Below are 18,750 nucleotides of genomic sequence, written 5' to 3' on the forward strand. Positions count from 1 at the left end.
CAACATCTCAGAACCGTGACCGGAACCCGACCGTGAAGTAACGGCCGATGATATCGTGGCCGTTGGTGGTGGCCAGGAACAGGCCGGGCACCGATGACGAACCACCGGTGTTGCCGTGCACGGCCGGCGCGGTGTTGAACAGGTTCTGGACGTTCAGGAATACCTGCGTGTTGCCGCCCAGCGCCTTGATGTCATAAGAGGCGGTGAGGTCGGTATAGGTGCGCGCCGGCACCGGCCCTTCGGCCCACACCTGTGCCGGATCGGCGTCGCGGCGGGTGGAGTTCACATAGCGCTGCAGCCAATCGAAGCGGAACGGCCCGTTGGTATACTGGGCGTTCAGCGTCGCGCGGATGCTGGGCAGGCCCGCGGCGCCGGCGGCATCCAGCACGGTGGTGCCCGGCAGGGTCTGCGAGGTCTGCTTCATCGTGTAGGTCACCAGACCGCGCAGGTTGACCCGGCCTTCGCCGACGCGGAAGTTGTAGTTCACTTCCGTATCGATGCCTTCGCTCAGGAAGGCGGCGATGTTTTCCGGCTGCGCGAAGATGCGCGTCGGGAAGTTCGCCGGCGACGTGTTGGTGGGGCCGAGCGGCCGCTGGAACAAGGCGCACAGCGGCGACGTGCCGTTGCTCTCCACGCACAGGCGGGCCACGGTGGCGTTGTTGCCGGTGACGTTGGCGAGCGCGTTGTCGATCTTGATGCGGTAGTAATCGACCGACAGCGAGAAGTTGGGCAGGAAGCTGGGCGTGAACACGATACCGCCGGTAAGCGTGTTGGCCACTTCCGGCACCAGGTTCGGGTTGGCACGGGTTTCCACCGGGGCCACGCCGTTGACGCCGGTCAGCAAGTCGGTGATGCCCGACGGGTTGACGACGACCGCACCGAACAACTGCGTCACGCTCGGCGCCAGAATGTCACGCGAACGCGTTGCGCGCACACGGAAATCCCGATTGATGTGCCAATCCAGGCCGACCTTCCAGGTCCACACCACGCCCGACACCGAATAATCGGTGTAACGCGCCGCGCCGTTGACGTTGAGCGATTCAGCGAAGGACATATCCTTCAGCAACGGAATGTCGGTTTCAATCGCGACTTCCTTCACCGACACCGACTGCTTGTTCAGACGGGCAACGACGTTGTTGACCCAGCGCGCCTGCGTGGTGCTGCAATTGAGCGGCCGCGTCGTGCCGGGGAAGTTCGGCAGCGTGCTGCAATCGACGAGGTCGGTCGGCTGGAAATCCGAAGCAACCTTCACCGTGGCTTCACGCGCTTCGCCGCTGATCGCCAACTGGACCGGGCCGGCCCAGGTGCTGAAGGGTGAACCGGCAAAGCTGGCGTTGACCGCGCTCAGCGTGGAAACGCGGGTGAACTGCGTCTGCAACAGGACATAGTCCAGTGCTTCCTGGCTTTCCGACGTCGGCCCGAAGACGTTGATCGGGACGCAGCCCGGATAGGCGGCTGGGTTGGTGAGCGTCACCCGGCAGACAATCTGGCCATTGACGGGGTTGACCACGGCATCGAGCGCTGCGGCGGCCTTGGCCCCGTCCATGTTGGCGTTGTTGAAGGTATTCTGCTTTTCCCGGCTCAACTGTCCGGCCACCGCCCAATTCCAGTCGGAACCGAACAGATTCACCTTGCCATCGACACCACCGGCGAAGTTGGTGGTTTGCAGGAAGGATTCAGGCTGGCGCGGCGTGGCCTGCCCCAGCATCTTGCCATAAAGGAAGCTGCGGACACCGGCATTCGCCAGCGTCTGCTGAATCTGCGGGCTCAAGAACGCGTTGGTCGCGCTGATCGTGTAGTTGCGGAATTCGTTGACTTCGTGATTGTTCTGGTTGTTGGTTTCAACATAAGTGCCCTGCAGCCAGACATTTACATTGTCGCTCAATTCATAGTCGCTGCGCAGGAAAATCTGCGTGTTGACCAGTTTCGTCTTGAGCGATGCATATTTGTGGAAGCCGCCTTCCCCGCCGCTCTGGATCGTGCTGGCGCCGGTGGCCGCACCGTTGACGAACGGGGTGAGCACACCGTTGGTGGTGAAGTTCTGGTTGAGCAGCGGGTTGGTGGGCTGGCCGGGGCTGCTGGCCAGGATCTTGCCGCCGAACGACGTGTTGCTGATGCGGGTGTTGATGATCGACCGGAACGGGTTGGCCACGGTGCCGGCACCCTGGGTCGAATAGACGTCCTGGCCCCACGGACGCACCAGCTTGGACATGATGCCAGGGTCGTTGAAATGTTCGACCGAACCCATCAGGTGCAAGCGGCCGAAGGTCTTGCCGGCCGCAACGCCATAGCGCTGGACGAAGTTGTCACCGTAGGTGGACAAACCGGCCGAGGCGTTGAGCTTCAGGCCTTCGAACTTCTTGTCCACGATGAAGTTGACGACGCCGGCGACAGCGTCCGAACCATAAACCGCCGAAGCACCGCCGGTGACGATGTCAACGCGACTGATCAGCATCTGTGGGATCTGATCGATGTTGTTGACCGGCAGACGCTGACCGTTGAACAGTACCAGCGTGCGCTCGGCACCAATGGAGCGCAGGTTCAGCGCGTTGGCACCGGAATTGCCGCCGGAGTTGCCGGGATTGCGCTGCTGCGCCGGCAGACCGGCAAACACCGGCAACTTGTACAGCGCATCCGCCAGGATGGTCGGCGTGGTCTGCAAGAGATCGACGGTGGCCACAGTGGTCAGCGGCGTCGGGCTGACGGTCCCGCTGTTCAGCAGGCGCGAACCGGTAACGACCATTTCGATTTCGGCCGGGGCTTCGGTCTCCGCGGCTGCCATCTGGGCTGCATTGCCAGATGCCTGCGCGTCCTGGGCCCAGGCAGCCGGGGCCACCACAACCAGACTCGCCCCTGCCAGCAAAGAACCGATCATCAAATTTTTCGTGCGCATGAAACCCCCCAAGGATGCCAATGGCCTTATTGGCCGTAATCGTTTTCATTCCTTGATCCAGCCCTTCAATCGCGCATTTGGTTCGGATTGTGAAGGAATTGATCAAGGGCAATCAGTGCGTAGCAGGGCGCTGCGACCCCTATTCGCAAGGGGATACTGCCCATGCTCGGCCCGAAACGCAATATCGGAATGCGAAGGCGCACATCGGTTGGCAATTGTTGCGTATGTGCCACAGGCTGCACGGGCGGTTGCAAACATGCGGCAGACATGAAAACGAAATCATGCTAGGCGGCCGCAACGATGTCGCTCAAGGCGAAGGGGGGACTCTGCGATGGATGCCAACACCGATCCAAGCGTTGCCGCAGCAGACTCCGGCATGGCCGCGCGGGATGACCGTCGCACCCTGCTGAAGGGGATGGCGGCGGCCTTGCTGCTGCCGGACGCCTTGCGCGCCGCGCCAGTGCCAAGCCCAGACCCGGACGCGCCGCAAGCGCCAGCGGTGCAGATCGAAAACGGTCTGGTGCGCGCCGTCCTGTTCATGCCTGATGCGGACCGCGGCTATTATCGCGGTACGCGCTTCGATTGGTCAGGTGCGGTCGCGGATCTGCAGGTTGGCGGCCACAGTTATTTCGGGCGCTGGTTCCCGGCCTATGATCCCAAGAAGCATGATGCCATTCCCGGGCCGGTGCAGGATTATGTCACCGGCCAGGGGTTTGATGCGGCGCCGATTGGCGGCACCTTCATCAAGATCGGCGTCGGCGTGCTGCGCAAGCCGGCCGAGCCGATCCGCGGCTTTCCCACCCTGGAAATCGTCGACGGCGGCAAATGGACCACCAAGGTCCGGCGCAATGCGGTGGAGTTTGTCCACGAGGTCAGCGATCCGGCGTCGGGCTATGGCTATCGCTATATCAAGACCGTCGCGCTGCCGCCCGGCCGCAAACAACTGACGCTCACCCACCGCCTCGAATCGACCGGCAGGAACCCCATCGACACCGAGATGTATGATCATAATTTCTTCGTGCTGGACGGGCAGCCGAGTGGCCCGGATGTGGAAGTGCGCTTCCCGTGGACGCTGGAGGCTTTCAATGTGCGCGGTGACACGGTGGCGGTATCGGCCAACAAGCTGAACTACCGGGGGCCGATCGACAAGCCCGTCCGCATGCAGTTGAAAGGCTTTGGTCCCACTGCCGCCGATTACGACATCAGCGTCGAAAACCGTCGCACCGGTGCCGGCGTGCGGGTCACGGCCGACAAGCCATTGTCCGACTTCGTGTTCTGGACCTCGCCGCGCACCACCTGCCCGGAAGCCTATATCCATGTCCACGCCGACCGAGGCAAACCGATGAGCTGGCAGATCACCTATGATTTCTATTCGCTGCCCGAATCGGAACGCATCAGTGGCCGGCCGGCCTGAGGCTGCAACCCGTACAGGAGAGCCGCGATGAAGACGATTTTGAGGATCGGTGCGGTATTGGGCCTGGCGCTGGTGCCGCTGGCGGTGGCGGCCCAGCCGGCGCCGAACAGCGAGCGGCAGGACGCACTCGATCCCAGCCCGGTCAACCCGGCAACTGATCCCGATGTCAGGATGTTCCTGGGCGACTGGCGGGCGGCGAAGCCGCGAACGCTGTTCGGCAGCCTGGTGTTTCACGACATATTGACTCCGCTGGGCGACGCCGATCCGCTGCGGCCGCGCGTCCGCGGCGGCGTGTTGATCGACATCACGACGGTCAGCCGGGCGACACTGGCGCCGGGCGCCACGGCGACGGGGCGCATGCCGGCCGGCAGCCGCGCGATCTTCTACACCGCCGAAGGCGCCGGCGCGGTGCAGGTCAACGGCCGCAGCCATGATTTGCGCGAGGGCCTGGGCTTTGTGCTGACGCCGGATTTCGATTTCAGCCTGATTAACAGCGGCAAGACCCCCCTCACCTTCTATGTGCGCAGCGAGCCGGTGCCTGAAGGCACCGCACCAACGACGCTATTCGCGGTGGTCAGCCGCTGGGACAATGATCGCCGCATCGGCGCGCATTGGCTGCACATCTGCAACGGCGGGCCGTCCGGCATGCTGCTGTGCACGATCGCGCCACGCACCATGCCGCAACCCCACAGCCACAATTGGGAAGAATTGTGGCTGGCTGTGAAGGGCGAATCGGTACTGATGCTGGGCAAGCAATTGGTGCGGATGCGGCCGGGCCAGGCCTACAAGATCCCGCCGAGTGGCCTTGCCCCGCACAGCAACCTGAACCCTGGCAAGGACCCGATCCAGCTGATCTACATGGGCCCCGCGATCCGCAAGCCACGGCCACCGTTGCCGGATTATGCCCAGCTGGAAAACAAGCCGATCGACCCTGCCAACGCGCCGGACATCGATCTGTTCATGGGGGAGCGCGACGATGCCTATCCGCGCATCGCCCACGGCAATCTCTACATGCGCGACCTGCTCACCGGGCTGACCGGCGGCGATCCGGTGCGCCCGATTCGCAAAGGTGCCGTGCTGACCGCCGCAACCGCAGTCAGCTATGCCATGCTCGAGCCCGGTTCGACGGCCCATCCCGCCGAAGGCGACGCCAAGGACATGCAGGAAACCTATATCGTCGAGGCCGGCACCGGCACGCTGACGGTCGATGGCCGCACGCTGGCGCTGGCGAGGGGCCAGGCGTTCATCCTGCCGCCCGGCCGCGATTTCCGTCTGACGGCGACCGGCAACGACTATCTCACCTTCCATGTCGTCGCCGAACGGCTGGCGCCGGGCGCTGCGCCGGCCACGACGGTTTCGCTTGTCGATCACCGGCGCGAGCGCATGACCGTCACCGATTGGCACAACCAGCGCCGGCCGGTGGTGACCGCGGCCGACGGCCTGCAGCGCATCGGCGCGATCAGCCAGGTGGCATTGCCCGCGCTGGCCATCGCGCGCCCCTACAGTGTCGTCGCCGGCAGCGAGGAGATCTGGATCGCGCTGGATGATGTGGACGCGCTGATCGGCAAGCAACTGCGCACGCTGCGCGCCGGCACCGCCTACAAGGTACCGCCCACCGGCATCACCGCCCACGCCAACATCAACCTGGGCGACAAGCCGGCGCGCTTCCTGCACATCACGACGGCGCGGTGATGCCTATTTGGCCAGCTTGAACGCCACGATGGCTGCGCCTTTGGGGCCCTTGCGGTCGCGGGCACCACTGGCGGCGATCACCACATATTGCTCACCACCCGCCAGATAGGTCGCCGGGGTCGCGACGCCGCCATAGGGCAGCTCCGCCTTCCACAATTCCTTGCCGGTGGCGGCCTCAAAGGCGCGGAACTGGCGATCATAGATGGTGGCGCCGATGAACAGCAGGCCGCTGGCGGTGATCACCGGGCCGCCATAGCTTTCGCTGCCCGTGTTCGCCATGCCCTTGGCAGCCAGTTCGGGATAATAGCCGAACGGGATTTTCCAGAGATATTTGCCGGTGTTGAGATCGATGGCGTTCAACGTGCCCCACGGCGGCTTGGTGGCCGGATAGCCATCGGGATCGAGGAACTTGTTGTAGCCCGAAAAGTTGAACTTCGACCGTTCCGGCCCCGGCCGGTTCTGGTTGATGATCGATGTGTACCAGGCGATATTCTCGCTGTTGGCATAAAGGATGCCCTTGGGATCGGCCGCCATGCCGCCCCATTCCACCCCGCCGCTGAAGCCGGGGATGACGATTGTATCCTTGTCCTTGGCGATCGGCGTGAACACCGGGCCATATTTCATGGTGGCGAGCTTTGCCCGCGCCGCGGCGTTGGCGTCCGGCGTGCGGGTGGTCAGCGTGTCAGGGCTGATTTCGTGCAGGCCCAGCGGCGCCGGCAACACCGGGATCGGCTGCGTTGGCGATGCCACTTCGCCTTCCACATCCGATGGCGGCACCTTCACTTCCTTGATGTCGAACAATGGCTTGCCGGTCTTGCGGTCGAACACAAAGATAAATCCGGCCTTGTTGGTCACCGCCACGGCCTGCACCGGGCGGCCACCGCGCCGCACGGTGGTCAGGATCGGCTGGGCGGCAAAATCGGCGTCCCACATGTCGTGGTGCACGGTCTGGAAATGCCACAGTCGCTTGCCGGTCTTGGCATCGATCGCCACCAGGCTGTTGCCATAAAGATTGTTGCCCAGCCGTTCCCCGCCCCAGAAATCATCGGCCGGTGATCCGAGCGCGGCGAAGACGATGCCCGTGGACTCGTCGGCAATCACGCCTTGCCAGGCATTGACGCCGCCGGCCGTCTTCCAGGCATCGGCCGGCCAGCTTTCGTAACCCGGCTCGCCCGGATGCGGGATGGCGTGGAAGGACCACAGCAATTTGCCGGTGCGCACATCCCAGCCGCGAATGTCGCCGGGCGCCGAAGGCGAGGTTTCCGGCACGCCGCCGGCGGTGATGAAAATATCGCCATACAGGCTGGGCGGGGTGCCGATGTTGATCAGATTCCGGCTGGGATCATCCCCGCGCAGTTGCAGGCGCAGATCGATCTTGCCGGCATCGCCGAACGACGGGATCAGCTGCCCGGTATCGGCATTGATTTCATAAACATAGGCCCCACCGGGAACCAGAATGCGCCGGTCGGTGCCATTGCGCCAGAAGGTCAGCCCGCGGCCACGACCGCCGCCCGCACCGGGAAAGCCGGTTGACCATTTCAGCGCGCCGGTGGCGGCATCGAGCGCCACCACCTTGCCATCTGTGGTGGTGGCATAAAGCACGCCATCCACGATGATCGGCTGCACCTGCAGGCCGCCGGCCGGCATGTCGAACCGCCAAGCCTGCACCAGCTTGCCGACATTGGCTTTGGTGATCAGCGTGAGTTCCGAATAGCGGGTGGCGCCTTGATCACCGCCATAGCCCGGATAATCGGCCTTGGAAGCGGCCTGTCCCGCGCTCGCCAGTCCAAGCGCGGCGCCGGCAAGCAAGCCGACCACATGGCGGGCCCGAAGACCAAAAGTCGCGTTCATCATGAGCCTCCCCAATGCGGTGATCTGTGCGATCCACCAATGATATCGATTTCATCCCGATGCAAGCAATGCCGCTTTTCGACGGCATGGGCGTGTCATCGCAGCGCACGCAGCGCGGCAACGGCGGCGACGGCGCGCTCGCCCACGTCCGCGGGACTCATGCCGGGGCGGTAGAGATCACTGCCCAGGCCAAAGCCGCGCGCGCCGGCCGCCCACCAGTCCGCCATCTGAGCCGGGCCGACTCCGCCAACCGGAACAATCACGGCTTCGGACGGCAGCACCGCGCCCAGCGCCTTGAGATGGGCCGTGCCATAGCTGGCCGCCGGAAACAGCTTGAGAATGTGCGCTCCGGCCGCCAGTGCAGCAAAGGCCTCGGTGGCGGTCGCCACGCCGGGCATGGGCACCGCACCCAGCGCGATGCTGCGCGCAATCACGGCCGGATCGCTATTGGGGGCGACCACAATCTGCCCGCCGGCGGCCACCACGTCCTCCACGGCGGCGACACTGACCACCGTGCCGGCGCCCGACACGAGCGTAGCGCGCAACGCCGCCAGCCGCGTGATGCTTTCGAACGGCGATGGCGAATTGAGCGGCACCTCGACGATACCGATGCCGGCGGCCTGGATGGCCTCGGCTATGCCGATCACCTCATCGGGCCGCACCCCGCGCAGGATGGCGACGAGCGGCATGGCGGCAAAGGCCTGGGCGAAGGAGAGTGTCATGCAACAGTTCCGCGATAGAGGGCGGCAAGGCCGGCCAGCACGGCCGCTTCGCCATCGAACCGGCTGGTGGCTGTGCCGCGCTGCGCCAGCGCCCGCCCATAAAGGCTGCAAAGCGTTGGATCGCCGATGATCACGACATGGCCCGGATTTGAAATGCCGAGCAATGCCGGAGTCGCCGCCACTTCGGCACCGATAAGCAGACCCGACAGATAGGATTCGGCCCAGGCCGATGCCATGCTGCCGCCCACCACGCGCGATCGGGTGGTGAACAGGCGGGAGGCCAGCGCACCGCCGTCACCGGCCGCCGCCAGCCCCTGCCCGAACGCCGCGTCATTCTCGATGGCGTCGGCCACGCGCAGCACGCTGTGCTGGCGCAGCAGCGCAAACAACTCGCCGGTCATCGCAGTCACAAAGCCTTCGATGCGGTTATCAACCAGCCGCGCCCATTTGGCGTGGGTGCCAGGGTGGCAGAGCAGATGTTCGCCGCGCTGCCGTGCCGGATCGGCCATCGCCCAGCCGAACAGCTGGGTTTCCTCGCCGCGCATCACATCCGGGCCACAGCCATCACGGCGCAGCGTGCGCAGACCGGGCACGATCCAGACCGGCGGGCCGGCGCTGTCCACCAGGTGCAGGCTGCGTTGCAGCGCATCGAAACTGGCCGGGCAATCGGCATAGGGCACCGCCGTCCAGCCCATGGCGGACCCGATCATCCCGCACAGCATCGCCGGCAATTGTTCGGCCTGCATGGCAGGGCGCACCTCGCTGGCAAAGCGCGCCGCCGCCTCGCCGGGGGCAAGGCCGGCACAGCCCAGCGGAAAATCGCGGCGCGAAAGCGGGCGGCCGTCGCGGTCGGCGATCCACGCCCGCAGGTTGGTGGTCCCCCAGTCGAGCGCCAGGAAATGATCACCCATCAGCCTGCTCCACTGCTGGCGCCACCGCGCCGCGTGCTGTTGCTCCGCACCCCGTGCATCACCCTCTTTCCATGCCCGGCGCGGCCGTGTCCAGCCGGCGCCACCCTCGCAATTTTTGATCTTCTCATCGGCTGCTCCTCTATGCAAAGGTTTACATGTCTGCCACTGAATCATTGCATCCGGCGTCTGCCGCTCTCAACGAACAGCCTCACGGAGTTCCCCATGCTGAAGATCTTCAACGAATTCGAACGACGGCCCGATCTGCTGGCGCGATTCGATGCCCTGCTGCCGACCTATTCGATCTCCTGCATCTTTGCCGACGTGATGTATCGCCAGAATGTGATGGCATCGGCGATCAAGCCGGCGTTCAAGGCCAAGGTGACCGGCCAGGCGATCACTGTGCAGCTTTCGGGCGGCGATCTGGTCGATCCACTGCGCGCGCTGGAAATGGGCCAGCCAGGCGATGTGATCTGCGTGGATGCCGGCGGCGATACCGAGGTTTCGGTGTGCGGCGGCCTGATGGGCGGGCTGGCGCAGAATCGCGGCATCCGCGGCATGATCGTTGATGGCGCCGGCCGCGATATCGACGAACTGGAAGATATCAACTGGCCGATCTGGACACGATCGATCACGCCGCGCGGCACCCACACGATGTTTTCGGCGCGCAAGGAGGAATTGTCGATCAACGTGCCGATCCAGTGCGGCGGCGTGATCGTGCGGCCCGGCGATTTCATCGTGGCCGACACGATCGGCGTGTGCGTGGTCCCGCTGGAAAAGGCCGAGGAAATGCTGGCCCTGGCCGAAGAGCAGGCTGAGCGGGAGAAGAATACCCGCGCCTGGGTCAAGCAGGGCAAGACGGTCGAGGATCTGCTGGCCGAATTCGGCCGGATCTGATCGCTCCATCCCTCCAGCAACCGGGACAACCAGCATCGTGATGAAAACCGCCCGGCTGAAGAAAATCCAGACGGCTGCCCTCGTCCTGCTCGTGCTGTCCGGGCTGATCAACTATCTTGATCGCAGCACGCTTTCGATCGCCAACAGTGCGGTCAGCACCGAAATGGGCCTCAGCGCATCGGAAATGGGGCTGCTGCTCTCGGCCTTTTCGTTGCCCTATGCCTTTGCCCAGCTGCCGATGGGCGCGCTGCTCGATCGGCTGGGCGCGCGGGTGACGCTGGGGTTCGGCATGTTGCTGTGGTCGCTGGCCCAACTGGCCGGCGGCTTCGTGCGCACGGTCAACCAGTTCTTCATCGCCCGCCTGCTGCTGGGGGTGGGCGAGGCACCGCAGTTCCCCGCCGGTGCCAAGGTGTTCAGCGAATGGTTTGCGTTGAAGGAACGCGGGCGGCCGACGGGCATTTTCGTCGCCTCCACCACCATCGCGCCGGCCCTGGCGCCGCCGGTGCTCACCGCGTTGATGTTCGCCTTTGGCTGGCGCGGCATGTTCATCATCATGGGGGTGCTGGGCATATTGATCGCCGTGGCCTGGTATGCGATTTACCGCGATCGCCGCGACGTGCCGCTGAGCCCTGAGGAAATCGCCTATCTCGAAGACGGGCAGCCGGCCGATGATCGTTCGATGTCGTCGGCGGAATGGCGCGGGCTGTTCCGGCAGCGCACGACCTGGGGGCTGATCTTCGGCTTCATGGGCGTCATCTACATGGTGTGGCTGTATCTCACCTGGTTGCCCGCCTATCTGGAAAAGGAACGCGGCCTGCCGTTGGCCACCGCCGGCTGGGTGATGATCATTCCCTATCTCGCCGGTACCTTCGGGCAACTCTCCAGCGGTGTGCTGGCCGATCATCTGCTGGCGCGCGGCATGCAGCCGATCAACAGCCGCCGCCTGCCGATCTGCATCGGGCTGGTGTTTGCCGCGCTGTTCACCATCCCGGCGGCCTATACGCCCAGCCTGACACTGGCCATCGCCTGCATTTCGGGCGCGATGTATTTCATCAACCTGGCCAGCGGCAGCAGCTGGGCGCTGGTCAGCGTGGCGGCGCCGCGCCGGCTGGTGGCTTCGCTGGGCAGCTTGCAGAATTTCGGCGGCTATCTGGGCGGGTCGCTGGCGCCGATCATCACCGGCGTGATTGTCGATCGCACCGGCAGTTTTGTCTATGCGCTGGTGATCGCCGCCGCGGTCGCCTTGGCCGGCGCCGTTTCCTATCTCGTCCTGGTGCGCGATCCGATCAAGGACGTGCCGGCTGCGGCCTGATCCAGGGCGGCCGGCGCGCCAAGAAAAACCGGCGCCCGCAGGCTGCGGACGCCGGCATATTCGGCCATTCTGCACTTATTGGCGCGTGAACACTTCGCTGAAGCGCTGGGTCGTCGCCGGCATTTCCCGCACGACGTCGATGGTCAATTGCTTGCCATCGGCCGACAATGACCAGGTTTCGGTGGCTGTCATCGTGACATTCCCCGGCATGCCGCCGAACGGCTGCACCAGCGTCACCTTCAGCGTTTCGCCGGCCATGGCGGCACTGGTCGTGGCCGGCACCAGCCCGGTGTAGGCCGGTGCGGTGCGCGCCTTGCCATCCAGCATCAACGTGCGTTGCGGTAACACCGGATGGATGATCTTCACATCGGTGGCACTCTGTTCGACGCGCACCACGAAGGCGTTGTTGTTGCCGCCCCCGCCGCCCGGTGCAGCGCGCGTGATCCAGTAATTGGGGTAAGGCGCCGGCTTGCTGCGGCCGGTATCCCGCACCCAGTTGCCGCTGAAATCGGCGGCCATGGCCATGGCGGGCAGCAATGCGGCGGCCAGCAGGGCCGTGCGCAGTGCGAAAGTGCTGAAATTGCGCATAAATCCTCCTTCAGACCTGGGTGCCGTGGATCTTCACGCCAAGTTTGGCGGCTATGGCGCGGATGTTGCGCTGCGCCTGTTGATATTCCTCGTTCACGGTAAGGAACTCGACCAGCATGTAGGGATTGGTCTTCAGCCGGCTCAGCCGCGCCAGGAACAGCTCATAATCCATGTTGCCGGTGCCGTTCATCGCCCAGCTCATGCCCGGCAGCATGTCGTTCCAGACAAAATCCTTGGCGTGGACATAGGCAATCTGGTCACCCAACAGGTCGAAGGTCAGGTCGAGCATTTCGCTCATCCGGAAGGCGACGTTGGGGAACACCATGTTGGTGATGTCGAGGCCGACGCTGATGCGGTCATCGCCCACATCCTCGCGCAACCGCTTGTGCGCCCAGGGATTGTTGATGCTTTCGGTGTTCACCGCCTCGATGGCGATCTTCACCTTGCTGCCAGCGGTGTCGCGGCAGATGCGTTTCAGTGCGCCCACCGTGCGCATCCAGGCCTCGCGGCTCCAGTTCTGCGGATGGGACCAGTTGCGGTTGGTGTGCATCGATCCGGCGTGGGTGAGGATCAGCTCACAGCCCATTTCCTCGGCGGCATGAATGGTGTCGACGATGTGGCGCTGCCAGCGATCGGCATCGGGATCGGGCGCGATGATGTTGCCGGCGCAGTGCAGGCCATAGAACACGACGTCATTGGCTTTGAGCTGGGCCTTGATCTCGCGGATTTCGCTGTCCGGCTTCTTGCGTTCCAGCCAGGCGTTGGAGGCGGCTTCGCAGGCGCTCCAGCCGCCATCGTGCATGCCCTTGAACAGGGCCGCATAATCGGTTCCTTCCGCCCCGGTCAGCCGCGGCGTCGATTGGCTGCTCAGCCGGATGGTGCGCGGGCCCACGGTGAGGTTGCGCTTGTAATCGGCCGGTGGGCTCCATTGATAGAGGAAATCCTGGCCCCAGACATCGGCCAACCCCGGGCCACCGCCACCCGGGCCGGGCATCGGGCCGGCAGCCGCCGGCGCTTCCGGCAGGCCGAGGCCGCTGCTGGCAGCCACCCCCGCGACCGCCCCTGCTGCGAACAAATTGCGCCGAGTGACGTCTGTCATGTTCTCTCCCCTCCTGCTCCGGATGGTCTGCGGTCAATGTCGCCGGTCGTTGCCGGTTGGGTTGTGGTCAGCCGGGCGATGCCCGATCACTGCCTTGCGCCAGATAGGTGATGATCTCTTCGTATTTTGCCTCTTCGACATTGGCGCCGCGGGCGATCATCTGATCGACCAGGTCACGCCAGGCCGCTGCGTCGCGCTTCTGGCCGATGACGATATCGGGCTGATGGCAGCCGCTGCATGATTGGATGACCAGATCCTTGCCAGGACGATCCGGCAGATTGGCCGCCGCATCGGTGCCGCCTGCCACCGCCGTCGGCGGGTGTGCCCCTTGCGCCATGGCCGCCGCGCAGGTCAGGGCCAGCGCTGCCGCTGCCGAACCCGCGAGAAGGGAGAAACAGTTGCGCATCACTGGTGAAATCCCATGCCAAGACCGATCATGGCCGTGCAGACCCGGCCGCTGGCTTGCGTGCGGCTGCGGCAACGAGGGGTTCCGGTGCGACGGTGGCTGCGACGACTGCTGCGGCAAAGGCCGGGTCCACCGCCTGTGCCGGGCGCGGCGGCGCATTGGCCGGCCGCGGCATGGTGGAGAAATAGAACCAGGCCTGACGTTGGTTGCTGTGGTTGATCGCGGCATGCACGGTGCGGCCGTTGGGCGGCACCACAAAGCCCTGATCCTGCTTCCACGGGCGGATTTCGCTGCCGACCTGCAGCAACGCCGGCGCGGCGGTCAGCTTGATCCAGGCTTCTTCGGTACCCGGCGCATGGGCATGGGCACCGGCGATGGTCATCGGTGCCATGTAGACCAGCAGGAAGCGTTCCCCGACATCGCGGAACGGTGCCTTCGACAAATTCACCCAATGCGCGCCCTGCTCGACATAGAGAAGTTTCGCGCTGTCACGCACAAGAATGGCTTGGCTGGGCGTGGCCCCGGCCTGCGGCGGGCCGGCGAGAATGGTCATCTGCAGCGGGCCGTCGGTGCTGGCAGCGATGCGGTGGCCCATGCCGGCGGGCACCAGAAACGCATGGCCCGGCTTCAGTGCCCAGCGCTGCTTGCCGTCGTCGAGCGTGCCCTGGCCGGCCTTGACATAGCCAATCCATTGGTCGCCCGGCTGCATCATGCTGGTCGCCTCGCCGGCTTCCAGGCTGGCGGCGAAAATCTCGCTCTTGTGCACCAGCAGGGCGCCAGGCCAGCCGGGCTGGCTGGGATCGCCTTTTGACAGGATGGTGCGCGCCAGCATGGCGTTGCCCAGGATGCGCGGCGCGGCCATCGCGGCATCGCCGATGAAGCGCTCTACGGTGATGCCGGTCTGCGCGTTGGATTCGCTTTCGCGCGGCACCGGGCGCTCCGCGGCCGGCGGCACCTGCGCCCAGGCCGGGCCGCCGGCCGACGCCACGATTGACAGCAGGGTGAGCGCCAGCCGCTTCACCGGTCAGACCTCGTCAAACAGCGAGACGTGGAAATTCTTGTCCGTCAGCGTGTTCTCGATGCCCGGCCATAGATCGGCGTGCACCTTGGAGGCGATCCAGATCTGCCGCAGTTCCTCATTTTCATACGTAAGCTGGAACCGGTAATTCACCGCCGGCGGCAGCTTGTCGCCCTGGATCAGCGTGCGCAGCTTCAGCATCTTCAGATCGATGAAGCCCTTGAACTTCGCCCCGGCCGGCTTGAAGCGCTTGTGGAAATGCTCGAGCATTTCCGCCTCGCGCGCCGGATCGACCTTCAGGTCGCAATAGAGCAGGATCGGCTTGGCCCCGGAAGCTTGCGAGGCACCCTGCGCGCGGGCAGGCGCAGCCATGCCGGCGGCAGCGACCGCGCCGCCAGCCAGCGTGGCCAGTGCGTCACGGCGACCGATGCGGCCGCTCACTTGGCGGCGGCCTTGCTGTACAGCGGCTTCTGGCCGGCCACTTCGGTGCGCAGCTTGTAAACATTGCCGGCACCCATGATGTAGAGCGTCTTCAGATCATCGCCGCCCCAGATCATGTTGGCTTGGGCGCGATCCGGCGTCTTGATCTGGCCGAGCACCTTGCCTGCGGCGCTGATGATGCGGATGCCGCCGGGGCCGGACGCCCAGACATTGCCGGCCGTATCGACCTTCAGGCCATCGGGCACATCGACCGGGTTGGGGCCGGGGAAGGTGATGAAGCGGCGCGCCTTCGAAACCGTGCCATCGGCGGCCACGTCATAGGCGTTGACGAACATTTCCGGCTCACTGTTGGAGATGTAGAGCGTCTTGCCATCGGCCGAGAAGCCGATGCCGTTCGGGCGCGGCAGATCGGTGATCACCGGCGTCGCCTTGCCGCCGGCATAACGCCAGACAGCGTTGAATTTGAGATCCTTGGCCGGATCCTTGTCCTGCGCCACCAGGCCATAGGGCGGATCGGTGAACCACAGCGCGCCATCCGGCGTGAAAGCCAGGTCGTTCGGGCTGTTCAGCCGCTTGCCATCGACCTTGTCTAGAAAGACCGTCACGTTCATCTTGTCGTCGAGGCGGATGATGCGGCGCGCGCCATGCTGCGTCATCAGGATGCTGCCATCCTTGTCGACGACGGTGCCATTCGAGCCCTGGAAGCTGTCGGGCGCCATTTTGTCGAGGCCGCCCGACTTGTCCATGATCAGCTTGGGCTCGCCGCCATCGACCAGTTCATAGAGTTTGTTGTCCATCAGGTCGGAAAAGCGCAGCCGGTCGCCCAGCCACAACGGGCCTTCGACAAAGCGGAAGCCACTGGCGATCTTCACCGGCACGGCATCGGGCTTGATAAGGGCATCAAGCGCCGGATCGAGGCGTTCGACCCCGGTTGTCACCCCGGTTGTTGCTTGTGCGGCGCCGGCTGCCGGCACTTCGGCCGGCGTGGCATCCTTGGTATCCGACGCCGGCGAGCAGGCCACGGCAACGAGTGCCACGCCCGACAGCAGTGCAAGGCCGATAATTTGCTTCATGCAGTCCATCCCCACCCGTTTGAATCGAAGCCGGCGTGCTGGTGGCGCCGGTTGCCGACCCACGTTGCACGCAGAGTCACTCGTGATTTATGAAAACGATTGATCACCGTTCGCACCCCGCCTGTCAATGGCGGAAACGCCGGGCGGCGGCGGCTTGCCGATCAGGTGGCGGATTTTGGTTGCAGCGCCCGTGGCGGCCCTGCAGATCGACGGACGACCACTTCGGCTTCCAGGATCGTATCCTGTTCAATTGGCTGTGATGCAAGGAGAAGTATCATCTTCTGCATGGCACGAAAGCCGATCTGATGGGTCGGGACATGCACAGTGGACAGCGCAGGCGAGGCAATGGCCGCGAGTCGCTCATCATCAAAACCAACCACCGAAATGTCCTCCGGCACACGCCAATCCACGCTCTTGAAAAATTGCAGGGCGCCGATCGCGGTCTGATCGTTGGCGGCGAACACCGCCGTTGGCGGATCAGCCATGGTGACGATTGCGGCCGCTGCAGCCGCGCCACCATCCACCGTGAAATCGCCCGGCAGGCACAAGCCGGGATCATGGGCGATGCCGCGCCGCGCCAACGCCCGCACGAATCCATCCAGGCGGTGGCTGGTGAGGCTGGAACCCGGCGCGCCCAGGATATGGGCGATGCGGCGATGGCCCAGATCGATCAGATAGCTGGTGATCATTTCGGCCGCCGCGACGTGATCGATCTGCACTTTCGGCAGAACATTGGCCTCGCCCACATCCAGCGCGATCACTGCGGGCGGCATCCGCCGGAAATCGTCGCTGTCGTAACCGCCAACGGTGGTCACCAGAATCAGGCCATCGGCGCGTCCCGCCGCCACCTGTTCCACAAAATCCCGCTCGCGCGACAGCACCCGTTCGCTATGGCCGACCAGCACGCCGTAGCCGGCGGCCTTGGCCGCATCTTCGGCCCCGGCAAAAATATCGAGAAAATACGGGTTGAGGCTGGGGACAACGACCAGAATGAGGTTTGTCCGGCTGCCGCGCAGCCGCCTGGCGGCAACATGCGGCCGGTAGTTCAACACCTGGACGGCCTGTTCGATGGCGCCGCGGGCATCCGGGCTCAGCAATTCCGGATTGTTGAAGGCACGCGACACGGTGGCGATCGACACGCCCGCAACACGGGCGACATCGTGGATCGTCACGGATCGCTTGGGCTTTTGCATGCGTCAGCTGTTCCCTTGCTTGTGCCGTCTGTCATTCGGCTGCCGGCCGGCCGGTCGTGCCCCGAATCTCGAGCGAGGTGGGCAGGGTGAAGTCGGCAAGATCGGATTGTCCGGCGATGCTGGCGACCAACGCCCTGATGGCAAGCCGGCCAAGTTCCACCTTGTCGAAGCCCATCGTCGTCAAGGGCGGATCATAAAGCATGCCGATTCGCAGATCATCAAAACCGATCACGGAGATATCGCGCCCGATGCGCAGATTGTCCCGCTTGATGGCCTGCAGCGCACCCACGGCAATCTCGTCATTGGCGGCAAAAACCGCCGTGGGGCGCGGATAGCGCGTCAGCAATCGTGCCATCAGCGCCTCGCCCGATGCCAGGGTGAACTCGCCCGTCTGCCGCGGACAATGCGCCGGCTCCAGCCCGGCAGCGCCGATGGCCTCGGCAAATCCCTCCGCACGATCCCGGGCCATGGACTGGTCGAGCGGACCGCCAATATGCGCGATGCGCCGATGGCCAAGGTCGATCAGATGCTGCACCGCCGCACGGGCACCGGCGACATTGTCGATCCGCATATTGGGCACCCCGATGCCGGATATGCTGTCAAATGCCGCCACCATGGTGGGCAGGCTTGCCCGCCGCTCCGCCAGCCGATCCTGATCCACGGTCGTGACCAACACGATGCCATCCGCCTGCTGGCTGAGGACCTGATCGAGAAACACATGTTCCCGATCCGCATCACTGCCCGTGTGCGCCATCAACACGCTATAGCCCTGCTTCACCGCTTCCTGCTCGGCGCCGCGGAAGATCTCCAGAAACAACGGGCTGAAACTGGGCACTGCCACCAGCAGCGCACGGGTTGCCCGCGTGCGCAAATCGCGGGCGGCCAAATTCGGGCGATATTTCATGCGCGACGTCATCTCGCCCACCCGGTCGAGCGTCTCGACCGAAACGAGCTGGGGCTGCGACAAAGCGCGGGACACAGTCGAAACCGACACGCCAAGCGCCCGCGCAACATCACGCATGCGCACCAGCGGTTTCGGATCGACCGCCGGATCGCTATCGGACACGAGGTCCTCCACCGGCATGGCCCTGACAGACCTTCCCGAACCGTATGTCACCAGTTTCGACGCGCAACCCCAAATGCCCCTGCAGATACAGACTGTCGGGAGAATATCAGCCCCAGTTTGCTCTTACGGAGAATGGCAACAAAGTGCCAGTGGCGGAACGGTTCCAAGGCAATTGCG

At 64.6% G+C, this 18,750-nt stretch carries 16 protein-coding genes; 4 read left to right on the top strand and 12 right to left on the bottom strand.

Annotated elements, in window-relative coordinates; translation table 11 throughout:
- Window positions 1–7: 7 nt before the first annotated feature.
- Window positions 8–2,875, bottom strand: coding sequence for a TonB-dependent receptor domain-containing protein (locus AC6UUM_RS12795; protein ID WP_500802659.1), 2,868 nt, complete (start codon window positions 2,873–2,875; stop codon window positions 8–10).
- Between the two features lie 349 nt (window positions 2,876–3,224).
- Between AC6UUM_RS12795 and AC6UUM_RS12800 the strand changes: the two genes are divergently transcribed.
- The gene (locus AC6UUM_RS12800; protein ID WP_500802660.1) at window positions 3,225–4,307 is read left to right on the top strand and encodes a hypothetical protein; all 1,083 of its coding nucleotides are present in this window, start codon (window positions 3,225–3,227) and stop codon (window positions 4,305–4,307) included.
- 27 nt (window positions 4,308–4,334) lie between these two features.
- Window positions 4,335–5,999, top strand: coding sequence for a cupin domain-containing protein (locus tag AC6UUM_RS12805; RefSeq protein WP_500802661.1), 1,665 nt, complete (start codon window positions 4,335–4,337; stop codon window positions 5,997–5,999).
- 3 nt (window positions 6,000–6,002) lie between these two features.
- Here the strand turns inward: AC6UUM_RS12805 and AC6UUM_RS12810 are convergent, their stop codons facing one another.
- From AC6UUM_RS12810 to AC6UUM_RS12820, 3 genes are all read right to left on the bottom strand, one after another.
- On the bottom strand, window positions 6,003–7,853 hold the full coding sequence (locus tag AC6UUM_RS12810; RefSeq protein ID WP_500802662.1) for a pyrroloquinoline quinone-dependent dehydrogenase: 1,851 nt from the start codon (window positions 7,851–7,853) through the stop codon (window positions 6,003–6,005).
- A gap of 92 nt (window positions 7,854–7,945) precedes the next feature.
- Window positions 7,946–8,572, bottom strand: coding sequence for a 2-dehydro-3-deoxy-6-phosphogalactonate aldolase (locus AC6UUM_RS12815; RefSeq protein WP_500802663.1), 627 nt, complete (start codon window positions 8,570–8,572; stop codon window positions 7,946–7,948).
- A complete protein-coding gene (locus AC6UUM_RS12820; RefSeq protein WP_500802664.1) occupies window positions 8,569–9,483 on the bottom strand; it encodes a 2-dehydro-3-deoxygalactonokinase in 915 nt (304 codons plus the stop codon). Before AC6UUM_RS12820 ends, AC6UUM_RS12815 begins: the two co-directional genes overlap by 4 nt.
- Before the next feature lie 222 nt (window positions 9,484–9,705).
- On the opposite strand from AC6UUM_RS12820, the gene AC6UUM_RS12825 reads away from it, so the two are divergent.
- Together AC6UUM_RS12825 and AC6UUM_RS12830 are read left to right on the top strand one after the other, a co-directional pair.
- Window positions 9,706–10,377, top strand: coding sequence for an RraA family protein (locus tag AC6UUM_RS12825; protein WP_500802666.1), 672 nt, complete (start codon window positions 9,706–9,708; stop codon window positions 10,375–10,377).
- Window positions 10,378–10,417: 40 nt separating this feature from the next.
- Entirely contained in the window at window positions 10,418–11,689 is a 1,272-nt protein-coding gene (locus AC6UUM_RS12830; RefSeq protein ID WP_500804969.1) for an MFS transporter, read from the top strand.
- Between the two features lie 75 nt (window positions 11,690–11,764).
- Here AC6UUM_RS12830 and AC6UUM_RS12835 read toward each other — a convergent pair whose 3' ends face one another.
- From AC6UUM_RS12835 to AC6UUM_RS12870, 8 genes are all read right to left on the bottom strand, one after another.
- Window positions 11,765–12,277, bottom strand: a complete 513-nt coding sequence (locus tag AC6UUM_RS12835; RefSeq protein WP_500802667.1) for a hypothetical protein — start codon at window positions 12,275–12,277, stop codon at window positions 11,765–11,767.
- Between the two features lie 10 nt (window positions 12,278–12,287).
- Window positions 12,288–13,376 carry a sugar phosphate isomerase/epimerase family protein gene (locus tag AC6UUM_RS12840; RefSeq protein WP_500802668.1) on the bottom strand — a complete coding sequence of 363 codons (1,089 nt, stop codon included), beginning with the start codon at window positions 13,374–13,376 and terminating at the stop codon, window positions 12,288–12,290.
- Window positions 13,377–13,443: 67 nt separating this feature from the next.
- A complete protein-coding gene (locus AC6UUM_RS12845; RefSeq protein WP_500802669.1) occupies window positions 13,444–13,785 on the bottom strand; it encodes a hypothetical protein in 342 nt (113 codons plus the stop codon).
- Window positions 13,786–13,810: 25 nt separating this feature from the next.
- Window positions 13,811–14,803, bottom strand: coding sequence for a cupin domain-containing protein (locus AC6UUM_RS12850; protein WP_500802670.1), 993 nt, complete (start codon window positions 14,801–14,803; stop codon window positions 13,811–13,813).
- 3 nt (window positions 14,804–14,806) lie between these two features.
- On the bottom strand, window positions 14,807–15,241 hold the full coding sequence (locus AC6UUM_RS12855; RefSeq protein WP_500802671.1) for a hypothetical protein: 435 nt from the start codon (window positions 15,239–15,241) through the stop codon (window positions 14,807–14,809).
- On the bottom strand, window positions 15,238–16,314 hold the full coding sequence (locus tag AC6UUM_RS12860) for an SMP-30/gluconolactonase/LRE family protein (RefSeq protein WP_500802672.1): 1,077 nt from the start codon (window positions 16,312–16,314) through the stop codon (window positions 15,238–15,240). The genes AC6UUM_RS12855 and AC6UUM_RS12860 overlap by 4 nt, the downstream gene beginning before the upstream one ends.
- A gap of 161 nt (window positions 16,315–16,475) precedes the next feature.
- A complete protein-coding gene (locus tag AC6UUM_RS12865; RefSeq protein ID WP_500802673.1) occupies window positions 16,476–17,507 on the bottom strand; it encodes a LacI family DNA-binding transcriptional regulator in 1,032 nt (343 codons plus the stop codon).
- 31 nt (window positions 17,508–17,538) lie between these two features.
- Window positions 17,539–18,624 (bottom strand): LacI family DNA-binding transcriptional regulator, encoded by a 1,086-nt coding sequence (locus AC6UUM_RS12870; protein ID WP_500802674.1) that lies wholly within the window; start codon window positions 18,622–18,624, stop codon window positions 17,539–17,541.
- Window positions 18,625–18,750: the final 126 nt, after the last annotated feature.

Source organism: Sandarakinorhabdus sp. (genome assembly GCF_987265915.1).

Bases quoted from the DNA above. Each gene is read 5' to 3' on its own strand.
- AC6UUM_RS12795 (WP_500802659.1), bottom strand. From the start codon at position 2,875: ATGATCGGTTCTTTGCTGGCAGGGGCGAGTCTGGTTGTGGTGGCCCCG.
- AC6UUM_RS12830 (WP_500804969.1), top strand. From the start codon at position 10,418: ATGAAAACCGCCCGGCTGAAGAAAATCCAGACGGCTGCCCTCGTCCTG.
- AC6UUM_RS12815 (WP_500802663.1), bottom strand. From the start codon at position 8,572: ATGACACTCTCCTTCGCCCAGGCCTTTGCCGCCATGCCGCTCGTCGCC.
- AC6UUM_RS12805 (WP_500802661.1), top strand. From the start codon at position 4,335: ATGAAGACGATTTTGAGGATCGGTGCGGTATTGGGCCTGGCGCTGGTG.
- AC6UUM_RS12800 (WP_500802660.1), top strand. From the start codon at position 3,225: ATGGATGCCAACACCGATCCAAGCGTTGCCGCAGCAGACTCCGGCATG.
- AC6UUM_RS12840 (WP_500802668.1), bottom strand. From the start codon at position 13,376: ATGACAGACGTCACTCGGCGCAATTTGTTCGCAGCAGGGGCGGTCGCG.
- AC6UUM_RS12825 (WP_500802666.1), top strand. From the start codon at position 9,706: ATGCTGAAGATCTTCAACGAATTCGAACGACGGCCCGATCTGCTGGCG.
- AC6UUM_RS12865 (WP_500802673.1), bottom strand. From the start codon at position 17,507: ATGCAAAAGCCCAAGCGATCCGTGACGATCCACGATGTCGCCCGTGTT.
- AC6UUM_RS12810 (WP_500802662.1), bottom strand. From the start codon at position 7,853: ATGATGAACGCGACTTTTGGTCTTCGGGCCCGCCATGTGGTCGGCTTG.
- AC6UUM_RS12820 (WP_500802664.1), bottom strand. From the start codon at position 9,483: ATGGGTGATCATTTCCTGGCGCTCGACTGGGGGACCACCAACCTGCGG.
- AC6UUM_RS12860 (WP_500802672.1), bottom strand. From the start codon at position 16,314: ATGAAGCAAATTATCGGCCTTGCACTGCTGTCGGGCGTGGCACTCGTT.
- AC6UUM_RS12835 (WP_500802667.1), bottom strand. From the start codon at position 12,277: ATGCGCAATTTCAGCACTTTCGCACTGCGCACGGCCCTGCTGGCCGCC.